This window comes from Neptunomonas phycophila, from assembly GCF_001922575.1.
Lineage (GTDB): Bacteria > Pseudomonadota > Gammaproteobacteria > Pseudomonadales > Balneatricaceae > Neptunomonas > Neptunomonas phycophila.
Window position 1 is genome coordinate 275,427 of the sequence record NZ_MRCI01000001.1, and the last position, 18,683, is coordinate 294,109.

Annotated in this window: 15 protein-coding genes; 10 read left to right on the forward strand and 5 right to left on the reverse strand. The window is 42.4% G+C overall.

Annotated features, from left to right (window positions below; genetic code table 11):
• Nucleotides 1–4 precede the first annotated feature (4 nt).
• The 3 genes from BS617_RS01255 to BS617_RS01265 form a co-directional block, all read right to left on the reverse strand.
• The gene (locus BS617_RS01255; protein ID WP_075171113.1) at nucleotides 5–1,072 is read right to left on the reverse strand and encodes a hypothetical protein; all 1,068 of its coding nucleotides are present in this window, start codon (nucleotides 1,070–1,072) and stop codon (nucleotides 5–7) included.
• Nucleotides 1,073–1,117: 45 nt separating this feature from the next.
• Nucleotides 1,118–1,420, reverse strand: a complete 303-nt coding sequence (locus tag BS617_RS01260) for a c-type cytochrome (RefSeq protein ID WP_075171114.1) — start codon at nucleotides 1,418–1,420, stop codon at nucleotides 1,118–1,120.
• 192 nt (nucleotides 1,421–1,612) lie between these two features.
• Nucleotides 1,613–1,810, reverse strand: coding sequence for a hypothetical protein (locus BS617_RS01265; RefSeq protein WP_075171115.1), 198 nt, complete (start codon nucleotides 1,808–1,810; stop codon nucleotides 1,613–1,615).
• A gap of 332 nt (nucleotides 1,811–2,142) precedes the next feature.
• On the opposite strand from BS617_RS01265, the gene urtA reads away from it, so the two are divergent.
• The 6 genes from urtA to BS617_RS01295 all read left to right on the forward strand — a co-directional run bounded on the left by urtA (nucleotide 2,143) and on the right by BS617_RS01295 (nucleotide 8,662).
• Nucleotides 2,143–3,381 carry an urea ABC transporter substrate-binding protein gene (urtA, locus tag BS617_RS01270; protein WP_075173381.1) on the forward strand — a complete coding sequence of 413 codons (1,239 nt, stop codon included), beginning with the start codon at nucleotides 2,143–2,145 and terminating at the stop codon, nucleotides 3,379–3,381.
• A gap of 305 nt (nucleotides 3,382–3,686) precedes the next feature.
• Nucleotides 3,687–5,183, forward strand: coding sequence for an urea ABC transporter permease subunit UrtB (gene urtB, locus BS617_RS01275; protein ID WP_246283308.1), 1,497 nt, complete (start codon nucleotides 3,687–3,689; stop codon nucleotides 5,181–5,183).
• A gap of 3 nt (nucleotides 5,184–5,186) precedes the next feature.
• Nucleotides 5,187–6,275, forward strand: coding sequence for an urea ABC transporter permease subunit UrtC (urtC, locus tag BS617_RS01280; RefSeq protein WP_075171116.1), 1,089 nt, complete (start codon nucleotides 5,187–5,189; stop codon nucleotides 6,273–6,275).
• Nucleotides 6,272–7,111, forward strand: a complete 840-nt coding sequence (urtD, locus tag BS617_RS01285) for an urea ABC transporter ATP-binding protein UrtD (RefSeq protein ID WP_075171117.1) — start codon at nucleotides 6,272–6,274, stop codon at nucleotides 7,109–7,111. Before urtC ends, urtD begins: the two co-directional genes overlap by 4 nt.
• Nucleotides 7,112–7,133: 22 nt before the next feature.
• Nucleotides 7,134–7,829 carry an urea ABC transporter ATP-binding subunit UrtE gene (gene urtE, locus BS617_RS01290; RefSeq protein WP_075171118.1) on the forward strand — a complete coding sequence of 232 codons (696 nt, stop codon included), beginning with the start codon at nucleotides 7,134–7,136 and terminating at the stop codon, nucleotides 7,827–7,829.
• Nucleotides 7,826–8,662 (forward strand): urease accessory protein UreD, encoded by an 837-nt coding sequence (locus BS617_RS01295; protein ID WP_075171119.1) that lies wholly within the window; start codon nucleotides 7,826–7,828, stop codon nucleotides 8,660–8,662. The genes urtE and BS617_RS01295 overlap by 4 nt, the downstream gene beginning before the upstream one ends.
• Nucleotides 8,663–8,678: 16 nt before the next feature.
• Here BS617_RS01295 and BS617_RS01300 read toward each other — a convergent pair whose 3' ends face one another.
• Together BS617_RS01300 and BS617_RS01305 are read right to left on the reverse strand one after the other, a co-directional pair.
• Nucleotides 8,679–9,641: a hypothetical protein gene (locus BS617_RS01300; protein WP_075171120.1), complete on the reverse strand. Its 963-nt coding sequence runs from the start codon at nucleotides 9,639–9,641 to the stop codon at nucleotides 8,679–8,681.
• 3 nt (nucleotides 9,642–9,644) lie between these two features.
• Nucleotides 9,645–12,584, reverse strand: coding sequence for a toxin VasX (locus BS617_RS01305; protein WP_075171121.1), 2,940 nt, complete (start codon nucleotides 12,582–12,584; stop codon nucleotides 9,645–9,647).
• A gap of 233 nt (nucleotides 12,585–12,817) precedes the next feature.
• Here BS617_RS01305 and BS617_RS01310 point away from each other — a divergent pair, with 233 nt between their 5' ends.
• The 4 genes from BS617_RS01310 to cas7fv all read left to right on the forward strand — a co-directional run bounded on the left by BS617_RS01310 (nucleotide 12,818) and on the right by cas7fv (nucleotide 18,680).
• Nucleotides 12,818–13,666 carry a helix-turn-helix transcriptional regulator gene (locus tag BS617_RS01310; RefSeq protein ID WP_075171122.1) on the forward strand — a complete coding sequence of 283 codons (849 nt, stop codon included), beginning with the start codon at nucleotides 12,818–12,820 and terminating at the stop codon, nucleotides 13,664–13,666.
• A 149-nt stretch (nucleotides 13,667–13,815) separates the two neighbouring features.
• A complete protein-coding gene (gene cas1f, locus BS617_RS01315; RefSeq protein WP_075171123.1) occupies nucleotides 13,816–14,793 on the forward strand; it encodes a type I-F CRISPR-associated endonuclease Cas1f in 978 nt (325 codons plus the stop codon).
• Nucleotides 14,790–17,729 carry a CRISPR-associated endonuclease Cas3'' gene (locus BS617_RS01320; protein ID WP_075171124.1) on the forward strand — a complete coding sequence of 980 codons (2,940 nt, stop codon included), beginning with the start codon at nucleotides 14,790–14,792 and terminating at the stop codon, nucleotides 17,727–17,729. The genes cas1f and BS617_RS01320 overlap by 4 nt, the downstream gene beginning before the upstream one ends.
• Nucleotides 17,730–17,732: 3 nt before the next feature.
• Nucleotides 17,733–18,680, forward strand: coding sequence for a type I-Fv CRISPR-associated protein Cas7fv (gene cas7fv, locus BS617_RS01325; protein ID WP_075171125.1), 948 nt, complete (start codon nucleotides 17,733–17,735; stop codon nucleotides 18,678–18,680).
• The last annotated feature ends 3 nt before the right edge of the window (nucleotides 18,681–18,683 follow it).

Genomic DNA, 18,683 nt, shown 5'->3' on the forward strand with positions numbered 1-18,683 from the left:
TTCGTTAATGGTCTTCAATGCTTAGAATGCTTTCAATGTCAGGTCTTGTAGAGCGGTTAGCAGATTTTTTGGTTTTTCCAATACGTAAAATCATATAAACAAATTCTTTATCCTTTTCGAGTAGGGCGGCTCCCTCAAAGAGTAAGTGTTCAGCTTGCACATGATGCTTACTAGGCAGCGTTTTCTTCTCCAGCCTATGTAATATATCCGGTATAACATAATATGGGTGAACGCTGTATCCCGCGTTATTTAAACTAGTCCAAACGTGGCATAACTCTTCTCCAGAGCTAATGAAATCAAGTTGGCTTCCCTTCCCTCTAAGAATTAACAAAAAAGGAGAGTTTTTTAATAGAGCGATCTCTTGTGCTGCGAGTAATTTATACCCACCTATTTTATTAATAAGGGCTAAATTATCCCACTTTGATATGAATTTTAGAAAATACTTACCACCTGGCGGAAGAGCTAGAGTTTTAATGTGAAGTCCATCAGGTTGTGAGTTATCAAACTGTAAGCTGTTTTTAAGTAAAGCATGTATCTCTTTGACTTGAAAACGGATTTCAGAGGCTTTCTGGATCAGTTTTATAAGAGATGATTTATCTTTGCTTTCAAAAAGCAAAGTGGAATTTCGTGTGGATCTAGTTGTAATATCTTGAATGGCTTTCTTATCTTTTTCAGATATTTTTTTATGGTACGCACCTCTGTCCGTATGTCTCTTTTTTATAACCTGTATAGTAGATGATATTTCCTCTTTTTCAGGTGGTAACTTAGATAAAGAAATGAATGCTAGTAGATCAGAATTGTTTTCCTTGGTTGCTATATCTACACTCACTTCTAATGATAGCTCCTTGCAGCATGCTTTAATATTGTATAGGGCACACCCTAGGGCTAAATAAATGGCGGGGTCGTCTTTAGGAAATGATTTGCCAGCTACCTTTTCAGAGTTGTAAAAAATTTTGATGGCTGGCTGGTTTGTAGTCAGAGGGGTAATAGCGTAACGAAAAACTGTCGAGTTGTCAGGTGTGCATCCCAGTAGAGCCGCTTGGATGATTTTCTTAATCGTTACAATATCCATTACCCTTTCTCCTTGATGTTTAGATTATAAACATGCCTGTTACCACTATTTAGCGCTATCTAGCATAAACTGAATAGCGGCTTTCATTTCGTTATCTGAGCAATCCATGCATGTGCCCATTGGAGGCATGGCATTGATACCAGATTTAGCTGTAGCAAGTAACGCATCCATTCCTTTATCTATACGTGGTTTCCAAGCGGCAGCATCGCCAAATTTAGGCGCATTTGCAACGCCTTGTGCATGGCATACAAAGCATTTGGCATTGTAAACTTCTTCGCCTCCACGCTCGGCATGTGCAGTAAGAGGAATGAATAACAATGCGCTAACGCTAATAAAGACTTTTATCATAATGTTACCTTTATAGTTGGGGCTCACAAGTCATCTAAATAATAGAAGGAATACTCTAACTCTTAAAGGCTATTGCTGAATAGTGCGGTATAGCGTCGCAGGACTTTAGTAGGAGGGGAGTGCTAAAAGGGAGTTGAGTGCCGGATGAAAGCGTTTATGCTTTCATCGGCAATCGGTAGTGCTGTCTGTTAATTACAGACCCATTGCATAGCTAGCTTGGTTTTGTTGGCTACGCTGATAACGCTGTTCATTTCGAATTTCCGAAAGGCAAGTTTCAATGGCCTCATTAATAACAGTATTCGGTAAATCGAATGATTGGCGCAGTTCTTCGGCTGTGTGGCCGCGCTTCAACATTTGCTTCAGTTGAGCATGTAAGTGATGTCGTTCCATCGTGTTTTCCTCGTTCTTATAAGCTGCTGCATCATCTAACAAAAATATGACAGAAATATGTCAGCAACCTAATAAGAGGCATATATTCAGCAAAAGTTCATAAAAATCGCACTTATGTGGTGCGTCATCTTGGTGCGTCAGATTTATTTGGGGCGATTTGAATGCGCAGTAAAAAATGAAATGACTGGTTTTGTTTGTAACCTATTGATTTGTATTTAGAAAATCCTATTGGAACATTCTGTGCTTTAGAACCCTTAGAACTTACATAATAAAGGAGTACTACGGTGAAGGCATTTAAACAAAACCTGTTAGGCGCAGCTTGCACATTATCAATGGCGATCGCAGCTCAATCGGCATTCGCGGCAGATACTATTAAAGTCGGCGTGTTGCACTCCCTATCAGGCACAATGGCGATCAGTGAAACAACGCTGAAAGACACTGTACTCATGCTCATTGAAGAGCAAAATAAGAAAGGCGGTTTGCTGGGCAAACAATTAGAGGCAGTCGTCGTTGACCCTGCATCAAACTGGCCTTTGTTTGCCGAAAAAGCGCGTGAGCTTGTAGAGAAAGATAAAGTATCTGCGGTATTTGGCTGCTGGACTTCGGTATCTCGTAAGTCAGTTTTGCCGGTGTTTGAAGAGACCGATAACCTGTTGTTCTATCCGGTTCAGTATGAGGGGGAAGAGTCCTCTAAAAACGTTTTTTACACCGGGGCAGCACCAAATCAACAAGCCATTCCCGCTGTTGATTATTTAATGGATCAAGGGGTTGAGCGCTGGGTTCTTGCGGGTACTGACTATGTTTATCCGCGTACGACTAACAAAGTGCTTGAAGCGTATTTAAAAGATAAAGGTGTCGCTGAAGAAGACATCATGATCAATTACACGCCTTTCGGTCATTCAGATTGGCAGTCAATTGTGTCGGACATTAAAAAGTTTGGTTCTACGGGTAAGAAAACTGCTGTGGTTTCTACCATTAATGGTGACGCCAACGTTCCTTTCTATAAAGAGTTAGGCTCGCAAGGTGTGTCGGCTGAAGATATCCCCGTTGTTGCTTTCTCGGTAGGTGAAGAAGAACTGTCTGGTATCGATACAGCGCCACTGGTTGGTCATCTGGCTGCATGGAACTACTTCATGAGCGTAGAGGCAGACGCTAATGATGAGTTTATTGATGCGTGGCACAGTTATATTAAGAACGAAGATCGCGTAACTAATGACCCAATGGAAGCGACATACATTGGTTTTAATATGTGGGTAGAGGCGGTTAAAAAAGCAGGTACAACGGATTCTGAAGCCGTACAAGAGGCAATCATTGGGGTTAGCGTACCTAACTTGACGGGTGGCTATTCTACTATGATGCCTAACCACCACATCACTAAACCTGTATTGATTGGGGAAATTCAGGACGATGGTCAATTCGAAGTTGTTTGGAATACTTCGGGGACAGTTGCGGGGGATGCGTGGTCTGATTTCTTGGAAGGATCTAAAGATTTGATCTCTGATTGGCGTGCGCCGTTGTCGTGCGGTAACTACAACGTTAAAACCGCTAAGTGTTCTGGTCAAAACTACTAATCAGAATAATGTGTAGGGCTCTAGTAATAGAGCCCTTATCAGTAATGCTTGCTTTTACAATAGACTGTGTCGTTTCGATAGATTGATATGACATAACTGTCTCGGCTGCTCTATTTCTAGGGAGAGAAATTTTCCCTACTATCACTCTTTAAAGTGAGTTGATTATGCCTCTATATTTCTTCTCTAATCGCGTTAGTGCTTGTTATTCAAGCATGGCTCGACTTTTTCTTGTTCTACTTTTTCTGACTAGTTTTTCGTTACCAACCTATGCCATAAGTGATTTGGGGAAAGCTGGTGAGTTATTAATGAGTAGCTCTTTTGATGATAAATCAGAGGCGCTTCAGTTGTTAGCCAGTGAAAATAACCCAGATACCAAAGAAGTATTAAAACTATTAGGTGATGGTCAGCTTTTTTATCATAAAAAAGATAAGCAGTTATTTATTATAAGAAATTATGATACGGGCGCGGAAGCTATTAACTTTGATGGCCAATCACAAGTTATTTCCCGTAAACGAGACTACAAAAAAGTCACATTAAATAATGCGTTGCGTGGTGTTATTACACAACTAACAGCTGAAATGGAACTCAATGCCATCGATCCCGGAGTGCGTGAAGTAGCGGTTCGTGATTTGATGAAGGACCTTTCGCCCAGCACTGTCTCCTTGCTTAAAACACGCTTTACTCAAGAGCAAAATGCCGGCGTAAAAGCCTTAATCGGTACAGCGCTGGCGGTTAATGATTTAAAAAGTGATGATGCGGCTACCGTAGCTCAAGCGATTGAGCGCGTCGATGGCTCTTTAGAGCAAGAGGTGCGAGCAGCTTTACTGAATATTGTGAATGATCACCCTTCAGAAGACCTGCAACAGCAAGCTCAAAAGGTCATTAACGGTATTGATAATAAAATTGAATATTATGGTTGGTTAGAAACGCTGTATTTTGGGCTGAGCTTGGGGTCAGTATTAGTACTTGCAGGCATAGGTTTGGCCATTACGTTCGGCGTAATGGGGGTTATTAACATGGCCCACGGCGAGTTGATTATGATTGGTGCGTATACCACTTATGTTATTCAGCAGCTGATGCCTAACCATATAGGGATGTCCGTTATTATTGCAATCCCTGCTGCGTTTATTGTTTCTGGGCTTGTTGGGATTGCTATTGAGCGCGGTGTCATTCGTTTTTTATACGGTCGTCCATTAGAAACCTTGCTGGCAACTTTCGGTATCAGCCTTATTTTGCAGCAAGCTGTCAGATCTATATTCTCGCCGCTGAACCGCAGTGTTGAGACACCCGAATGGATGAGTGGACTTATCCAAATCAACCCTGTCTTTGCGCTAACAGAGAGCCGCTTGTACATCATATTGTTCTGCTTAATTGTGTTCTTTGCTTTATCACTCGTCTTGAAAAAAACACCGCTGGGTTTGCAAGTGCGTGCGGTATCGCAAAATAGAGCGATGGCGCAAGCCATGGGCGTGCGATCTAACCGAGTAGATGCGCTGACCTTTGGGCTAGGTTCAGGGGTTGCTGGTGTGGCAGGTGTGGCGTTGTCGCAGCTCACTAACGTTGGTCCTAATTTGGGACAGGCGTATATCATCGACTCTTTCATGGTTGTGGTTTTTGGCGGTGTAGGCAACCTGTGGGGTACGCTGGTTGCGGGTTTGAGCTTAGGAGTAGCTAACAAAGTGCTAGAGCCTTGGGCTGGAGCGGTATTGGCAAAAATTTTGGTGCTGGTGTTTATCATTCTATTTATTCAGAAGCGTCCACGAGGATTATTCCCTCAACGTGGCCGTGCGGCGGAGGGTTAAGCCATGAGACTGCTGACTGTTTTGCAGAATGACCGTGGTGGCCAAATTGTATTAAGTTTGGTGTTGGCGTTGGCGGTTATTGTCCCGATTCTCAACCTTGCGGTTCCCGAAACCAGTGCCTTTCATGTGCCAACGTATACGGTAACCTTGTTGGGTAAGTACCTTACCTTAGCCTTACTCGCGGTAGCTGTTGACCTTGTTTGGGGGTATTTGGGGATTCTTACTTTAGGGCATGGTGCTTTTTTCGCGCTCGGCGGCTACGCCATGGGCATGTATTTAATGCGCCAGATTGGTGATCGGGGTGTATACGGCAATCCCGAGTTGCCCGATTTTATGGTCTTCCTTGATTGGCAAGAACTCCCTTGGTTTTGGTATGGATTTGATCAGTTTTGGTTTGCGGTCATCATGATAGCTTTAGTCCCAGGGCTGTTGGCATTTGTGTTTGGTTGGTTAGCCTTTAGGTCACGCGTATCCGGGGTGTATCTATCTATTATCACGCAAGCGTTGACGTATGCATTGATGCTTGCGTTTTATCGGAATGAGATGGGTTTTGGTGGTAATAACGGCTTAACAGACTTTAAAGACTTGCTCGGGTTTTCTTTGCAAGAAGACAGTACACGCATTGCGTTGTTTATTGCGTCGGCTATCGCCTTGATAGCAGGCTACATAGTATGTCGCTTTCTTATGAATAGCCGATTAGGCCGCGTTTGTGTGGCGGTTCGTGACTCTGAATCACGAGCTCGTTTCATGGGGTATCGAGTTGAGAATGTAAAGTTATGGGTATTTGTTATTTCTGCGATTTTAGCCGGTGTTGCAGGGGCGCTGTATGTGCCACAAGTAGGTATCATCAACCCGAATGAATTTTCACCACTGAACTCCATCGAAGTTGTTGTCTGGGTAGCCGTAGGTGGTCGGGCAACATTGTTTGGTGCCATTGTCGGGGCTTTACTGATCAACTACGCAAAAACGTACCTAACCGCTGAGCTGCCGGAAATATGGTTGTTTGCGCTGGGGGGGATTTTTGTTCTTGTTACTCTACTCTTACCTAAAGGGGTGGTTGGGCTGCTATCGCGTAAGGAGGCACAGGCATGAGTGTAAAAAGTGCATTTGAGCATATGGTCAATCGAGACCATGTTTATCCGTTTATGGTGCCCAAGCAAGCCAGTAACTTGAATGTTGATAAAAACATCCTGCTCTACTTAGAAGATATCTCTGTTAGCTTTGATGGATTTAAAGCGATTAACAATCTTAATCTTTACATTAATGATGGCGAGTTGCGCTGTATTATTGGCCCTAATGGAGCAGGTAAAACCACCATGATGGATATCATTACCGGCAAAACTCAGCCGGATTCTGGTACGGCGTGGTTTGGCCAAACCATCAACTTACTAGAGATGGATGAGCCTGCCATAGCTCAGGCGGGTATTGGGCGGAAATTTCAAAAGCCAACGGTGTTTGAAGAGCTCACCGTTTGGCAAAACTTAGAGCTGGCAATGGCCGACGATCGTAAAGTCTGGACCATACTGAATGCCAAACTAAATAGTGAGCAGAGCGACATGCTCATGGAAACAGTGGCTCTTATTGGTTTAAAAGAGAATGTGGGTATGCCAGCGGGGCGCTTATCCCACGGTCAAAAGCAATGGCTAGAAATAGGCATGCTACTCATGCAAAAACCGCGCTTGTTGTTAGTGGATGAACCTGTTGCAGGCATGACTCATCAAGAAATGGATCGAACTTCCGAGTTGCTCATATCGTTGGCGGGTCGTCACTCGGTTGTTGTGGTGGAGCATGATATGGATTTTGTGCGTAGCTTAGCGGGCAAAGAGCGCACAGTCACCGTTTTACATCAAGGCAGTGTGCTGTCAGAAGGCTCCATGGATAAAGTACAGAACGATCCCAAAGTAGTGGAAGTATATTTGGGCGAATAGCCGCTGACGATAGGAATTTACCATGTTAAAAATAGAAGCATTGAACCAATTCTATGGTCAGAGCCATACACTGTGGGATGTAGATTTACACGTGCCAGAAGGGCAATGCACCGTTCTAATGGGGCGCAATGGTGTGGGAAAAACCACCCTGCTTCAGTGCATTATGGGCCACCATGCGGTTAAAAGTGGCAGCATGATGCTAGCTGGAGAAAACCTGTTAAACAAATCAGTAGAGCAACGCCCTCGTTTAGGGGTGGGATACGTGCCGCAGGGGCGCCAAATCTTTCCTTTATTGAGCGTCGAAGAAAACTTAGAAATAGGTCTGCCAGTCCGAGCACGCGGTGATCGAAAAATACCCGAATATATTTTTGATTTATTTCCTGTGCTTAACGATATGTTACACCGTCGCGGTGGTGATTTATCGGGTGGTCAACAGCAGCAGCTAGCAATAGGACGAGCCTTAGTAGTCAACCCAAAGCTGCTCATACTGGATGAACCCACAGAAGGGATTCAGCCTAATGTGGTATCTGAAATTGGTGATATCATTCGTAAGTTGAACCGAGAAATGGGGCTTACCGTCCTATTAGTCGAACAAAAACTACCCTTTGCTCGCAAGGTAGGGGACCGTTTTTGCATTCTCGATCGCGGTCGTCATGTTGCTGAAGGTGAAATGACGGCTCTTAATGACGCCTTAGTAAAAGAGTATTTAACAGTATGAATGCACGGGTACAGCCAGAAACAGGGTGGAAAGCACAGCTGCAATTGGGTTATCAAGATCGCAATGGAAAAACGCGGCTGGTAGATCGTGTTCAACGCGGCCCATTAGCTGTGCAGCGCTCTTTATATCCTGAAGGTGCACCTTGCCATACCTATTTGCTGCACCCTCCGGGCGGCGTTGTGGGCGGCGATCAATTGGATATCCGGGTAGATGTTCAACCGAATGCTCATGCCATGATCACTACGCCGGGTGCCACCAAGTTTTATCGTTCCGAAGGTAAACAAGCACTGCAGCAACAAACCTTAACGGTGCAAGCGGGGGCCACATTGGAATGGCTGCCACAAGAAAATATAGCATTTCCAGGCGCAAATGCTCGCATTTACAGTGATGTTCACTTAGTACAGGGCAGCCGGTTTATCGGCTGGGAACTGCAATGCTTAGGCCGTCCCGCAATTCAAGAAACATTTGATAACGGCAATATGGATACCTGCTTGCGTGTACATGTTGATGGCACATTGCAGCTTATTGATAGCATGAAAACAAATGGCCTCTCGTTAGTAGAGAGCGCAGCTGGGCTGCGTGGGTATGCTATGAATGCTTCGCTAATCGCAGGCACTATCCCAGAAACTCACCTAGATACTGTACGAACCGTACTCGAATCGTTTGACCCCAGCTTACCCGTAGGCGCCACTTGGATGGATAACCTCCTTGTTGTTCGCATGCTAGGTAACAACACCGAAGACATACAAAAAGTACTTATCCCCGTGTGGAAAGCGCTACGTGAACAGTGGTTAGAAGTACCCGCGTGCCCACCGCGAATTTGGGCGACGTAGCTTTCAGTGCCTAGCGTTAATCATAATCCGGAATCAATCCATTATAATAGCGGTGGTAATTCCCTTTTTTGGTGTTGTGCTCGGCGACTACCTGTTCTTTAGATGGCGTACCGTCAGAAATGAACGGCTTAGGGTTGTCGGCTATGTATTGGTCGACTCTAGCCAGTATTTTTTTATCACGCGTGCGATCACGGTAATAGCACAGTGGGTAGTCAAAAAACCACCGAATAGGGTCTAATATACTAAAGCTGTTTTTAGACTGATAGAGATCCTTTTCGTCTAAATCGCCATAAAAATAATCGGCAACAAAGTCGCGTATCACTTTACCAAAATACGCATCAACAACAGGGATACTGCCACAACGAAAGGTTTTAATCACTTCGGGTTTGTCCGCGCGCTGTAAATTGACATGTAAGCTGTCGTGTAATGCACCATCAACAGGTTGAAATACCCCTGTTTTATTATCCATTTTTAAAAATGTAATGGGCGTGTAATAGCGCTTATCTAGGTTTTGAAGTTGAAAAATATAGAGTCGATTAAACGACACGGTATAAATAACACGCCTTTCTCTATCGCAAACAATGGGTTGGTTTCTTGGGTAGCAGAGTATGAAGAGAAATATAACGATAGGTGTTATATAGAAGAAGAAAAAGCCAAAATAGTTAAGGAATACTTGGTCTGGGCTTAGAGGTCTAAGCCATTCTTCTGCGAAGGGAGCTAATTCATGATCTTTGGGTTCGTATCCAAGAATCTCTATAAATGTTTTTCTAGTTAATACTTCTCGATTAAAAGATTTATTATATGAAGTTTCGAAGTTTTCTTTTAATTCTCCTATGCTTAAATTATTTATAAAAAATACTCCTGATACAAAAGCAATTAAGCCTATGATTAGAGTTAGTCTAATGTGTTCGTTTGTGTTAACTTTTATTTTTAATGTTTTTTTGTTTGATTTTAAGTTTTTTCTTAAGTTGTTGATCATTTTTTAAATCTCTATTTCTATTTCTTCAAAAAACTCACCGTTAGGTACTCTAGGTAGTGTTATTTGAAAAACTAGAAGAATGCGATGGGGCTTTTTTGGGGCCTCATATAAAACTTCTACCTTACCAGGTGATACTAGGTATTTTTTTATTGATGTGATGATTTTTTTGATAGGTTTTTTAATATGGCCATGTGGTGTTGGTATTTTTTGATAGGAATTACATGTTATTGTGAGTTTTTTGATCTCAGAGTCGTTGGTGATTTTAGAACAAAGTATTTCGAACTTATTATCATTAATGTTCTCGTCAGTGATTGTTAATTTCGACATTATATCTAAAAACTCTTCAACTTCTCTTTTGAAGCCTAATTCTAAGTTTTCTTTTCTCAAAGAAGCAAGATTTATAAGTTTGTTGATTTTGGGTCTTTCATGAAATGATAAATAACTATCACTTGTCCCCCAAAACGAATGCTCTATCCACGTCTCCTTTTCATCATCTGAAAACAAAGAAATGACCGTGCCGATGATGACGAGGCCTATGGCTACAATAAACAAAGGCGGTGCTATTGTACTAAACAGTAAAATAAAGCTGCCGATGGCCGTGATACTGTTGCCGATAGCACCTACGGTATCGCCTTTTGCGTAGGATTCATATGCAAGACCAGCCGATAAGAATACACCGATAATGCCCAACCCTTTAACGGTGTGTCGTGCTAGTTTCCGCCCTGTACTCACATTGGCTCTTGAGGGTTTTAGTAATTCTAGCCAATCCTCATCGACTCTTTTCGGTAAGCCTCTGATGTATTTATCTATTAAGGATCTTTTCTTAAATGTTTTGGCTAACGTTTCTACGGTAAGGTCTGATCGAATCATACCCGCGCTGGCTGCAAATTTGACTTCATTGAGCGCGAATACGGCGCTGAATGAGTCTGCAAACGCTTTGGTAATTTTGGCTCGCGGATCGTTTATTAATTGACCTGCTGCGGAGTGTGCTCGATTAGGTGTGTTGTATGAGGCAAGTGTGTCGTAAAGCGATAAGAATGATAGGGCAATACCTAAATGAGTCGCCTTATAGTCCCACCCTATTTTTTTCTCATGGTTATCGATTGATTGCGGCGTTAACGCAAACTTCATATTTACCCTGTAAATGTAGATCTTGCCCGATTCAGAGGAGGCAGGGCTTTCAGTTCGGTATTTGCCTGTTAAGGCAAAAGTACCGTTTTGTTTCATGGGTTTGATGTTGTCGATGAACCGGCCGCCATTACGTAGCCTTGATTCAAATATTTGCCGAGTAGCTGAATCCGATTTAAATTCTTCGGATGAGGCTTCGAAAAAGGTTTCAACAAACTGACTGATGACTTTTCGTTTGTAGGTACCTTTGCTGCCTTTCTTTTTGGTCTCTACGTATTTATACGCGGCCTCTTTACCGATGGCCTTGCAGACAGCGTCCAAAACAATGGGGAAACGCGTTGAAACAGAGCCGCTGGCGACACTGGCACGAATAAATCCTTTTAACCCGTTGCTTAAAAAAGCACCAGCCGCTTTTACTTGTTTGAATGACAGTGGAGGGGAGTCCTCTGAATCCATCGCATTAATAATCGCTTGAACATAGTGAGTCCCCGGGATGGTGTGCGATAGGTTGTCTAGGGTTTTGGCATAATAGAGGCAATAATAGGTGATATATTCTTCTAAGTCCGCGCCTTTGGCGTGCTCTAGGTGTTTGGATAGATAACTGAGAATAGGCTCTGCTGTTCCTTTGCCTGTACGCTCCCCATGTAAGGCCAGTGATTGGGTAAGCGTGGCATTGATCTTATCATTCTCTTCATACTCCGCCTTTAATTCGCCATATTTGGTATCGAACTCAAGGCTGAGAGGGTCGCTAATTGGTGGCCTTCTTCGGTTGCCTGCTATTTTATTCCGTCTGTTTCTGGGTGTGTCGGGTAGTTGGTACTTATATTTGCGGTCTGATGCTTGTAGTTGTTCGATGAGTTGACCAATGGTTAATGGGTAATAGTGATCATCGTAAAACTTGGCTGCTATGTTGTTTTGAAAAGAGACCATCGCGTTAATATCCAGGTGCTCTCCAATGGGATCGTGAATACCAACGATTAACCCATTAAGGTAGCTGGAAAAACTGTCAAACATCGCTGATGGTTCTTGATGAGCCATCGTATGCCTAATTAGATTCTCGAATTCATAAGCGGTGTTTGATTGAGCCGGAACTTCTTTTGTAAATGCGTCGCTTATGTTGGAAAGTTCGCTAAGCGGCACGGCATGGGTATCACCACCATCACTTACGTTAACCTGTGTCATGAGTTGATTTTTTAACGTGCTGTTAGTCGATACTGCATCGAACAGCGGCTTAGGCCATCGCTCTTCGCTGTAGGCTATCCAAAATGTCTTTACGTCTTTTGTAACAAATGCGAAGGGGTAGCCATTCTCTTTTTCGTCTTTTGTCCAGTCGCTTCGCGCGCCATTATTCCAAAATACTTTGCTAAAACTGTAGGGTGCCGAAAAATCCCCGTCATCCAGTTGTCTAAACTCAGTACCGTTTGTATCTTCGCTATCTGTGTAATGAGAAAAAATATTCCATACGCCTTTGTCATCATAAATAAAGATATAACCTTTGCGTACTCGCAGTAATTCATGATCTTTGAGGTTGTTAATATTTTGAGGCGGCGCGATTTGCTTAGGTGACTCCATCAAGCTAGTTAAGGAATCCCCTTTGATCGCATAACGCATAGGGAAGATAGGGATAATGTTGGTATCGGGTGGCGGTGTGTAGTTAGCTTTTGCTTTACCTAACGAAGTAAAACCGGTTCCTTTAGTATTAGGTGAGTCGCTGGGCTTGGCAACTGGTGGGACAATGGCTTTTGCTTTTTTTAGGCTTTCCCCATTGAGTATGCTGTGGAGTATTTGGCCGTGATCATTTTTCGCATTGCTCATTGGATATCCTTATCTAATGATGCGCTTTATAAGCATTTTGATAGAGCGAAAGAATATTACTGCTTATCCTAGAAAAGGTCTAACAATTAGTCTCTAACCGATTTGCTTTACGCTTGATGTGTCGATTTTATGCATTCGATTTTCCTCCTTAGATTTGATCGATGCAGGTCATTGTAAAGTGCTTTTTTTGAGCTAGTATGAAAACACAGTTGATGGATTAACTAAGGATTTTCATGTTAAACAGCAATGGACCGCTAAGGTACAACGAAAAAGAAAGATACCGCGTAATCGAATTGTTTGCGTTGTGGGAAGGCCGAGTGAATACAACTCACCTCCAGAATGTATTTGGCATAGGCCGGCAAAAAGCGTCTGAAATTATTGGGTCTTATACGCAGCGCTACCCTCAAAACTTAGACTACAACGCATCTGCAAAAGGCTATCAGCTGACGGATGAATTTACGCCTTGGCATGCCGGTAGTAGTTTTGATGAATATTATCACTTACTGACGCGAGCTGGCCATAATGACTACCTGTCGTTTTTGCAGACAGGTTTCTCCCTACTTGAAGCCCCACTTCGTAATATCTCACCTGCATTGGTGCAGCCGATCATTAAAGCCATACGCGAAAAACGCCGCTTAGATATTGGCTACGCTTCCGTCTCGTCGCCTGAGTATGAATCCCGCATTATCTCGCCTCACTGTTTAGTATTTGATGGTATCCGCTGGCACGTACGCGCATGGTGCGAAAAAAATCAACAATACCGAGATTTTGTCTTATCTCGCTTTAGTGGTGAATTCGAATTTGAAGGCCCTTCAGAACATACCGCTGAAGACGATGAGCGATGGAATACCTGGTTAGATATCGTCATCGAACCAGACCCGCGTTTAAGCCCTGCCAAAAAGCGTATCATTGCTATGGATTACCAAATGGAAAACAACCAACGCATTATTCCTCTACGCGCCGCTTTAGTACTTTATGTATGGCAACGTCTGCGGCTGGACCATTACGCCCAAGACCCCGAAGCTCAACAAATTACCATCACCCCCGAAAGCCATAAAGCGATTAAACCCTACCTGCCTTAAAAAGCGACATGTGTTTCTGACCAGTATTGAGCGGCTCACAAATATACGCTCCAATGAAAAGGTCAGGACGACAAAAGGATGGATGAATAGGGTTAGGGATACCAAGGAAATGGAAAAGCCAAGGATGGCCTTATTTTAAGGAGAGTTAAATGGAGCAGTTCTCACCGTCGGATATGAAAACCATATTGCACTCTAAACGAGCCAATATGTATTACCTAGAATATTGCCGAGTTATGCAAAAAGACGGGCGTGTGCTCTATCTCACCGAAGCCAAAAAAGAAAACCAATACTTTAATATTCCTATCGCTAACACCACCGTCATCATGTTGGGTACTGGCACTTCTATTACTCAAGCGGCGATGCGTATGTTATCACAAGCGGGAGTGTTGGTTGGCTTTTGTGGCGGTGGGGGCACACCGCTTCACATGGCAAGCGAAGTCGAATGGTTAACCCCACAAAGTGAATATCGACCAACTGAATATCTGCACGGCTGGATGAAGTTTTGGTTTGATGATGAAAAGCGGCTGATGGCTGCCAAAACGTTTCAGCAAACGAGAATTGGTTTTTTGGAGCAAGTATGGAATAGAGATAAAGATTTAAAAGCCGAAGGGTTTTCGATAAAAGATAGCCAGCTAACGTCGCCATTTGAAATCTTCCATCAAAGAACAGGTGCGGCTAAAAAGCAATCAGATCTGCTCTTAACTGAAGCTCAGTTGACTAAGGTGCTTTATAAATACGCTGCAAATAATGTGAGCATCAGCGACTTTACCCGTCAGCATCAATCCGCAGACAAAGCGAATGATTTTCTTAATCATGGTAACTACTTAGCCTACGGTTTAGCCGCAAGCTGCTTATGGGTATTGGGTATACCTCATGGTTTTGCGGTAATGCACGGCAAAACACGCCGGGGAGCTTTAGTCTTTGATATTGCAGACTTAATCAAAGACGCCATCGTATTACCGTGGGCATTTATCTGCGCAAAAGAAGACGCGACAGAGCAAGAGTTTCGCCAACAAATACTGCAAAAATTTACCGATCACAAAGCCATGGATTGTATGTTCGAGTCGGTAAAAAAAGTCGCATTACAAGATTACACCCAAACTCAAATTGAGGAACAAAACCTATGATGGTGACCTTTGTTTCCCAGTGCGAGAAAAATGCCCTTAAAAAAACACGCCGTGTGCTAGATGCATTTGCCAATCGCATAGGTGATAACACATGGCAAACATTGATTACCGAAGAGGGGCTCTTAACGGTTAAAAAGATGCTGCGTAAAACCGCGAGTAAAAGTACGGCAGTTAGTTGCCATTGGATCAGAAGTCGATCTCGCAGCCAGTTTCTATGGGTGGTAGGTAATAAGAATAAGTTTAATTTGGAGGGTGTAGTGCCTGTGAACACGACAGAAAAAGAGGTTTTTATAGATGTAGCAACAGATAAACCCAAACAAGGCGTGTTGTATGCAAACACACATTTACAGCCGCTAAGTGAACACTTATTTGCCGTAGGTTATGTGGCTGAGCAATTGCATCGGCAACTATTCCCAGATAATTCACAGTTTTCAATCATGAATTTTATTGCGGGTTGTCTGCATGACCTTGGCAAAGTTGACCCTAAGTTCCAAGAGTGGGTAACTAACCCAAAAAAGAAAACGTTTATAGCGGAAGATGGCCAGCATATTGACGATGCTAAGTTTAGCTTCGATAAACACCCAAGGCACAATGAAGTGTCGTTATTGCTATATCAATTGCTTGATAGCGCATCGCTTACCTTATTAAACCCGAGCAATAAACGCACAGTCAAACATGCAGTTTACTGGCATCATGCTAAACCGTTTCGAAAAGAAAAAAGCGGTTTTGATACTTATAAAGACATCAGTAAAAAATGGGCGGCGAATCAAAAAGAATGTAGTTTGACAGCTATCTTGGCTAAAGCTCAAACTTTGCTAAAGCACGTTATTGGTATAGATAAAACATACCGTAATTCAAGTAAAAGCCTGCTTGAGAACTCCATTCTGATGGAAGTCTCTCAAGAAATAGAGGCTAGCCTGCCCGATGCGCCACCGTTACCTAGTTATAAAGAATACGATTTTGAGGAGTCAGTCTCTGCCTATAATGCCAATGTAAAAATAAACGCGTTAAATAACATTGCAAGAGCTTGCTTGATCACGGCAGACCGAAAAGTATCTTCGTTAAGTGCTGAGGGTTTACACTCGGCTATTTTTGAACGCTCATTAAATGAGCTTGTTGCCGAGCTGCTTAATGTTGAATCCACTCTGAGTAGTGATATTGAGACTTGTTTAGGTGCATTTTTTCCAGAAAGCGTCCGAAGTAAAAGACAAAGTGGAATCGCCAAGCAACTAAATCATGTTGAAGATATTGCGGTACTTGCAGGTGCAGCAGGCTGTGGTAAAACTAAAATTGCCTTGGAATGGGCAAAGCTACAAGGCGCAAAGCGTATAATTTGGGTATGTCCTCGGGTACAGGTATGCCAAGGCTTATTTTATGAGCTGACCTCAGAGCAATACCTACCTAATAGCACTATTGAAATTAATACTGGTGAGTTTAAGTTTCATAATCAATGGGATAATCCAATATCCGAGGGTGAGAATTTTTCTGGCGACATAGTAATCACTACTATTGATCAGGTTCTCGGCTCAGTTATAAGCCACACCAAAGCCAATACCCTTATTGATTTTTTAAACGTACATGTTGTGTTTGACGAATTTCATGAATACGTCAATATGCCGTCTTTTAATTTATTGTTTGCTGAGCTGATAGCGGCGAAAAAAATGCAAGAACAGCAGGCAAAAACTTTGTTAGTGTCGGCTACACCGCATTATGTATTTGTTGAAGACTTGTTGGGTATTCACCCAGACGACATTAAAGTCATGCCTTCGTTTAACCAAAGCCAGTATCAACTTGATTTTAAAGTATTTGACGATACTGACTTAGGTAAATCCAATCCACTTTTTACACCACAAAGCGATTGTACTTTTGTGATCAGTAACATGGCGCTTACCGCACAAAACAGTTTTATAGTCAATCAACATATCGAAAATGCTGTGTTGCTCCATTCAAAATTCATCAAAAGTGACAAGCGTAAATGGTTTGCTGAAGTGTACGATGCATATAAGCGTGATGGTACTCGCAAATATGAAGTGCTGCGCAGTGGGCCTATTGTGCAAGCATCACTGAATATCAGTTGTGATTACATGGTGGCCGAAATAACTAGTGCAGAAAACTGTTTACAGCGCTTAGGTCGGTTAGATCGTTTTGGCGAAAATAAAAATGTGAATATTTACGCCTTAGCGGTACCTGAATCCATTGCAAATGGAAAAGGAAAAAGCCCAGCTGCGGGGTTCCTTGGCAAAATGTACGTACTAAGTTCAGCGCGCGCATGGTATCAGTTTTTAAATAATGAACTAGCAGGTAAAACGTTTACCTTGCCCGAGATATATCAGTTGTATTTTACCTTTCATCATACCGACCGTAACCGAGGGCTTATTGAAAATGATTTAGTCGCTGCGCTTAAAAATAGCGTGCAACAGATAAATCATAAAGTGATCGATCCTATTACGGTACCACCGAAAAAAACCAAAGATAAAAAGCGCAGTAAAATTAGCAAAAGTTCACTGCGTGGAGATAACCGTTTTGTGCAAATGGCGGTTGTTGATTTAACTGATCAAAATCCGAAATACCACCCTACAGAATACGCTTACTCAATGCCGTTGGACGATGACAGTAATATCGATAATCTTACTTACTCCACTAATGCAATTTGTGGCTACGGGAAAAGTGATAAAGATTTACTGTCTCACATGTTTAAAAAACACCATAACATTATGGGCGGTACGGGTAAGTCATTCACCGATAAAATATTACTAAACGAAGCTCGAGATCCAGAGTCACCGATTTATTTAAGTTATACCACTAACGATTTATTGCAGGTGGGCGGCGAAAGTGCTCGCCACGCACATGCAATCTATTATGCGGTATGCGATAAACAAGCTATCGGCGCTATGTCTATAAAACAAATTAATCAAACTACAGAAGATGAGGAATAAATCATGGAAAAAGTAACAGGAATTAAGAGTGTTGATTTTAAAATTAAAGCAGCAGGACATGGTGTCGTGAATTGGAATGGGCCAACAACCTTGACCGGAGATAATGGGAAAACGGTCGACAATCATACATTACCTAAATTACGAGGATATACAAATTTAACGGGTAAAGTAAAAGACGATACTGGCTATAAGTATAAAAAAGAAGCGACGGATATCGATTTTAAGAAGACACCGCTATACATCAGCCAAAATTGTATTCGTCATCACCTTTTTAAAGATCAAGCATTTGATTTGCATTTCGCGGCAGATAAAAATTTAGAGATGGTCTTAGCATCAGTTACTGGGTTAATTCGTGGTTATGTTGTGCCGTCAAGCCAATGTAAACGAACAAGCCCCCTACTTATTGAAGATTTTGTTGATCAGCTAGGTAACGGCAATTTTGAACAATTTGGTCAAGCTGGTGCACGTGATAGTTCATCATTTTTTTCTAAAACTACCTTCGGTGATACAGAATATATTTCGTATGGCTCAATCAGCATTGAGCAATTACAGTTTATTTCTCTCGATAAAAAGTTTGACCGCGCCAGCATGGTTATCACAGAAGGGAAAGGTGAAGAAGTTGCTAAAACAGTACAAAATTTCATTACAACATTGAATCCAGTACTTAACCCTGTAGCGACTTTCCATGGTAACTATATACGCAAGGGTACAATCTTCGAAGAGGGTGAATGCGGAATTTTACTTAACAATGATGCAATTCAAGCTGTTGTTGAACATACCTTATCACGTATTGCTGACTTAAGTATTCGTCAGGCGAAAGGTTATATGTATGTTGATGAGATTACTGTTGATTATAACGACAGCCATAAGATGATGCGCATTAAGCGTGATGAATCAGAAATCGTGAATGAACAACATGCACCTTTTGCTCAATATTTTTATGCAAAATAGGAG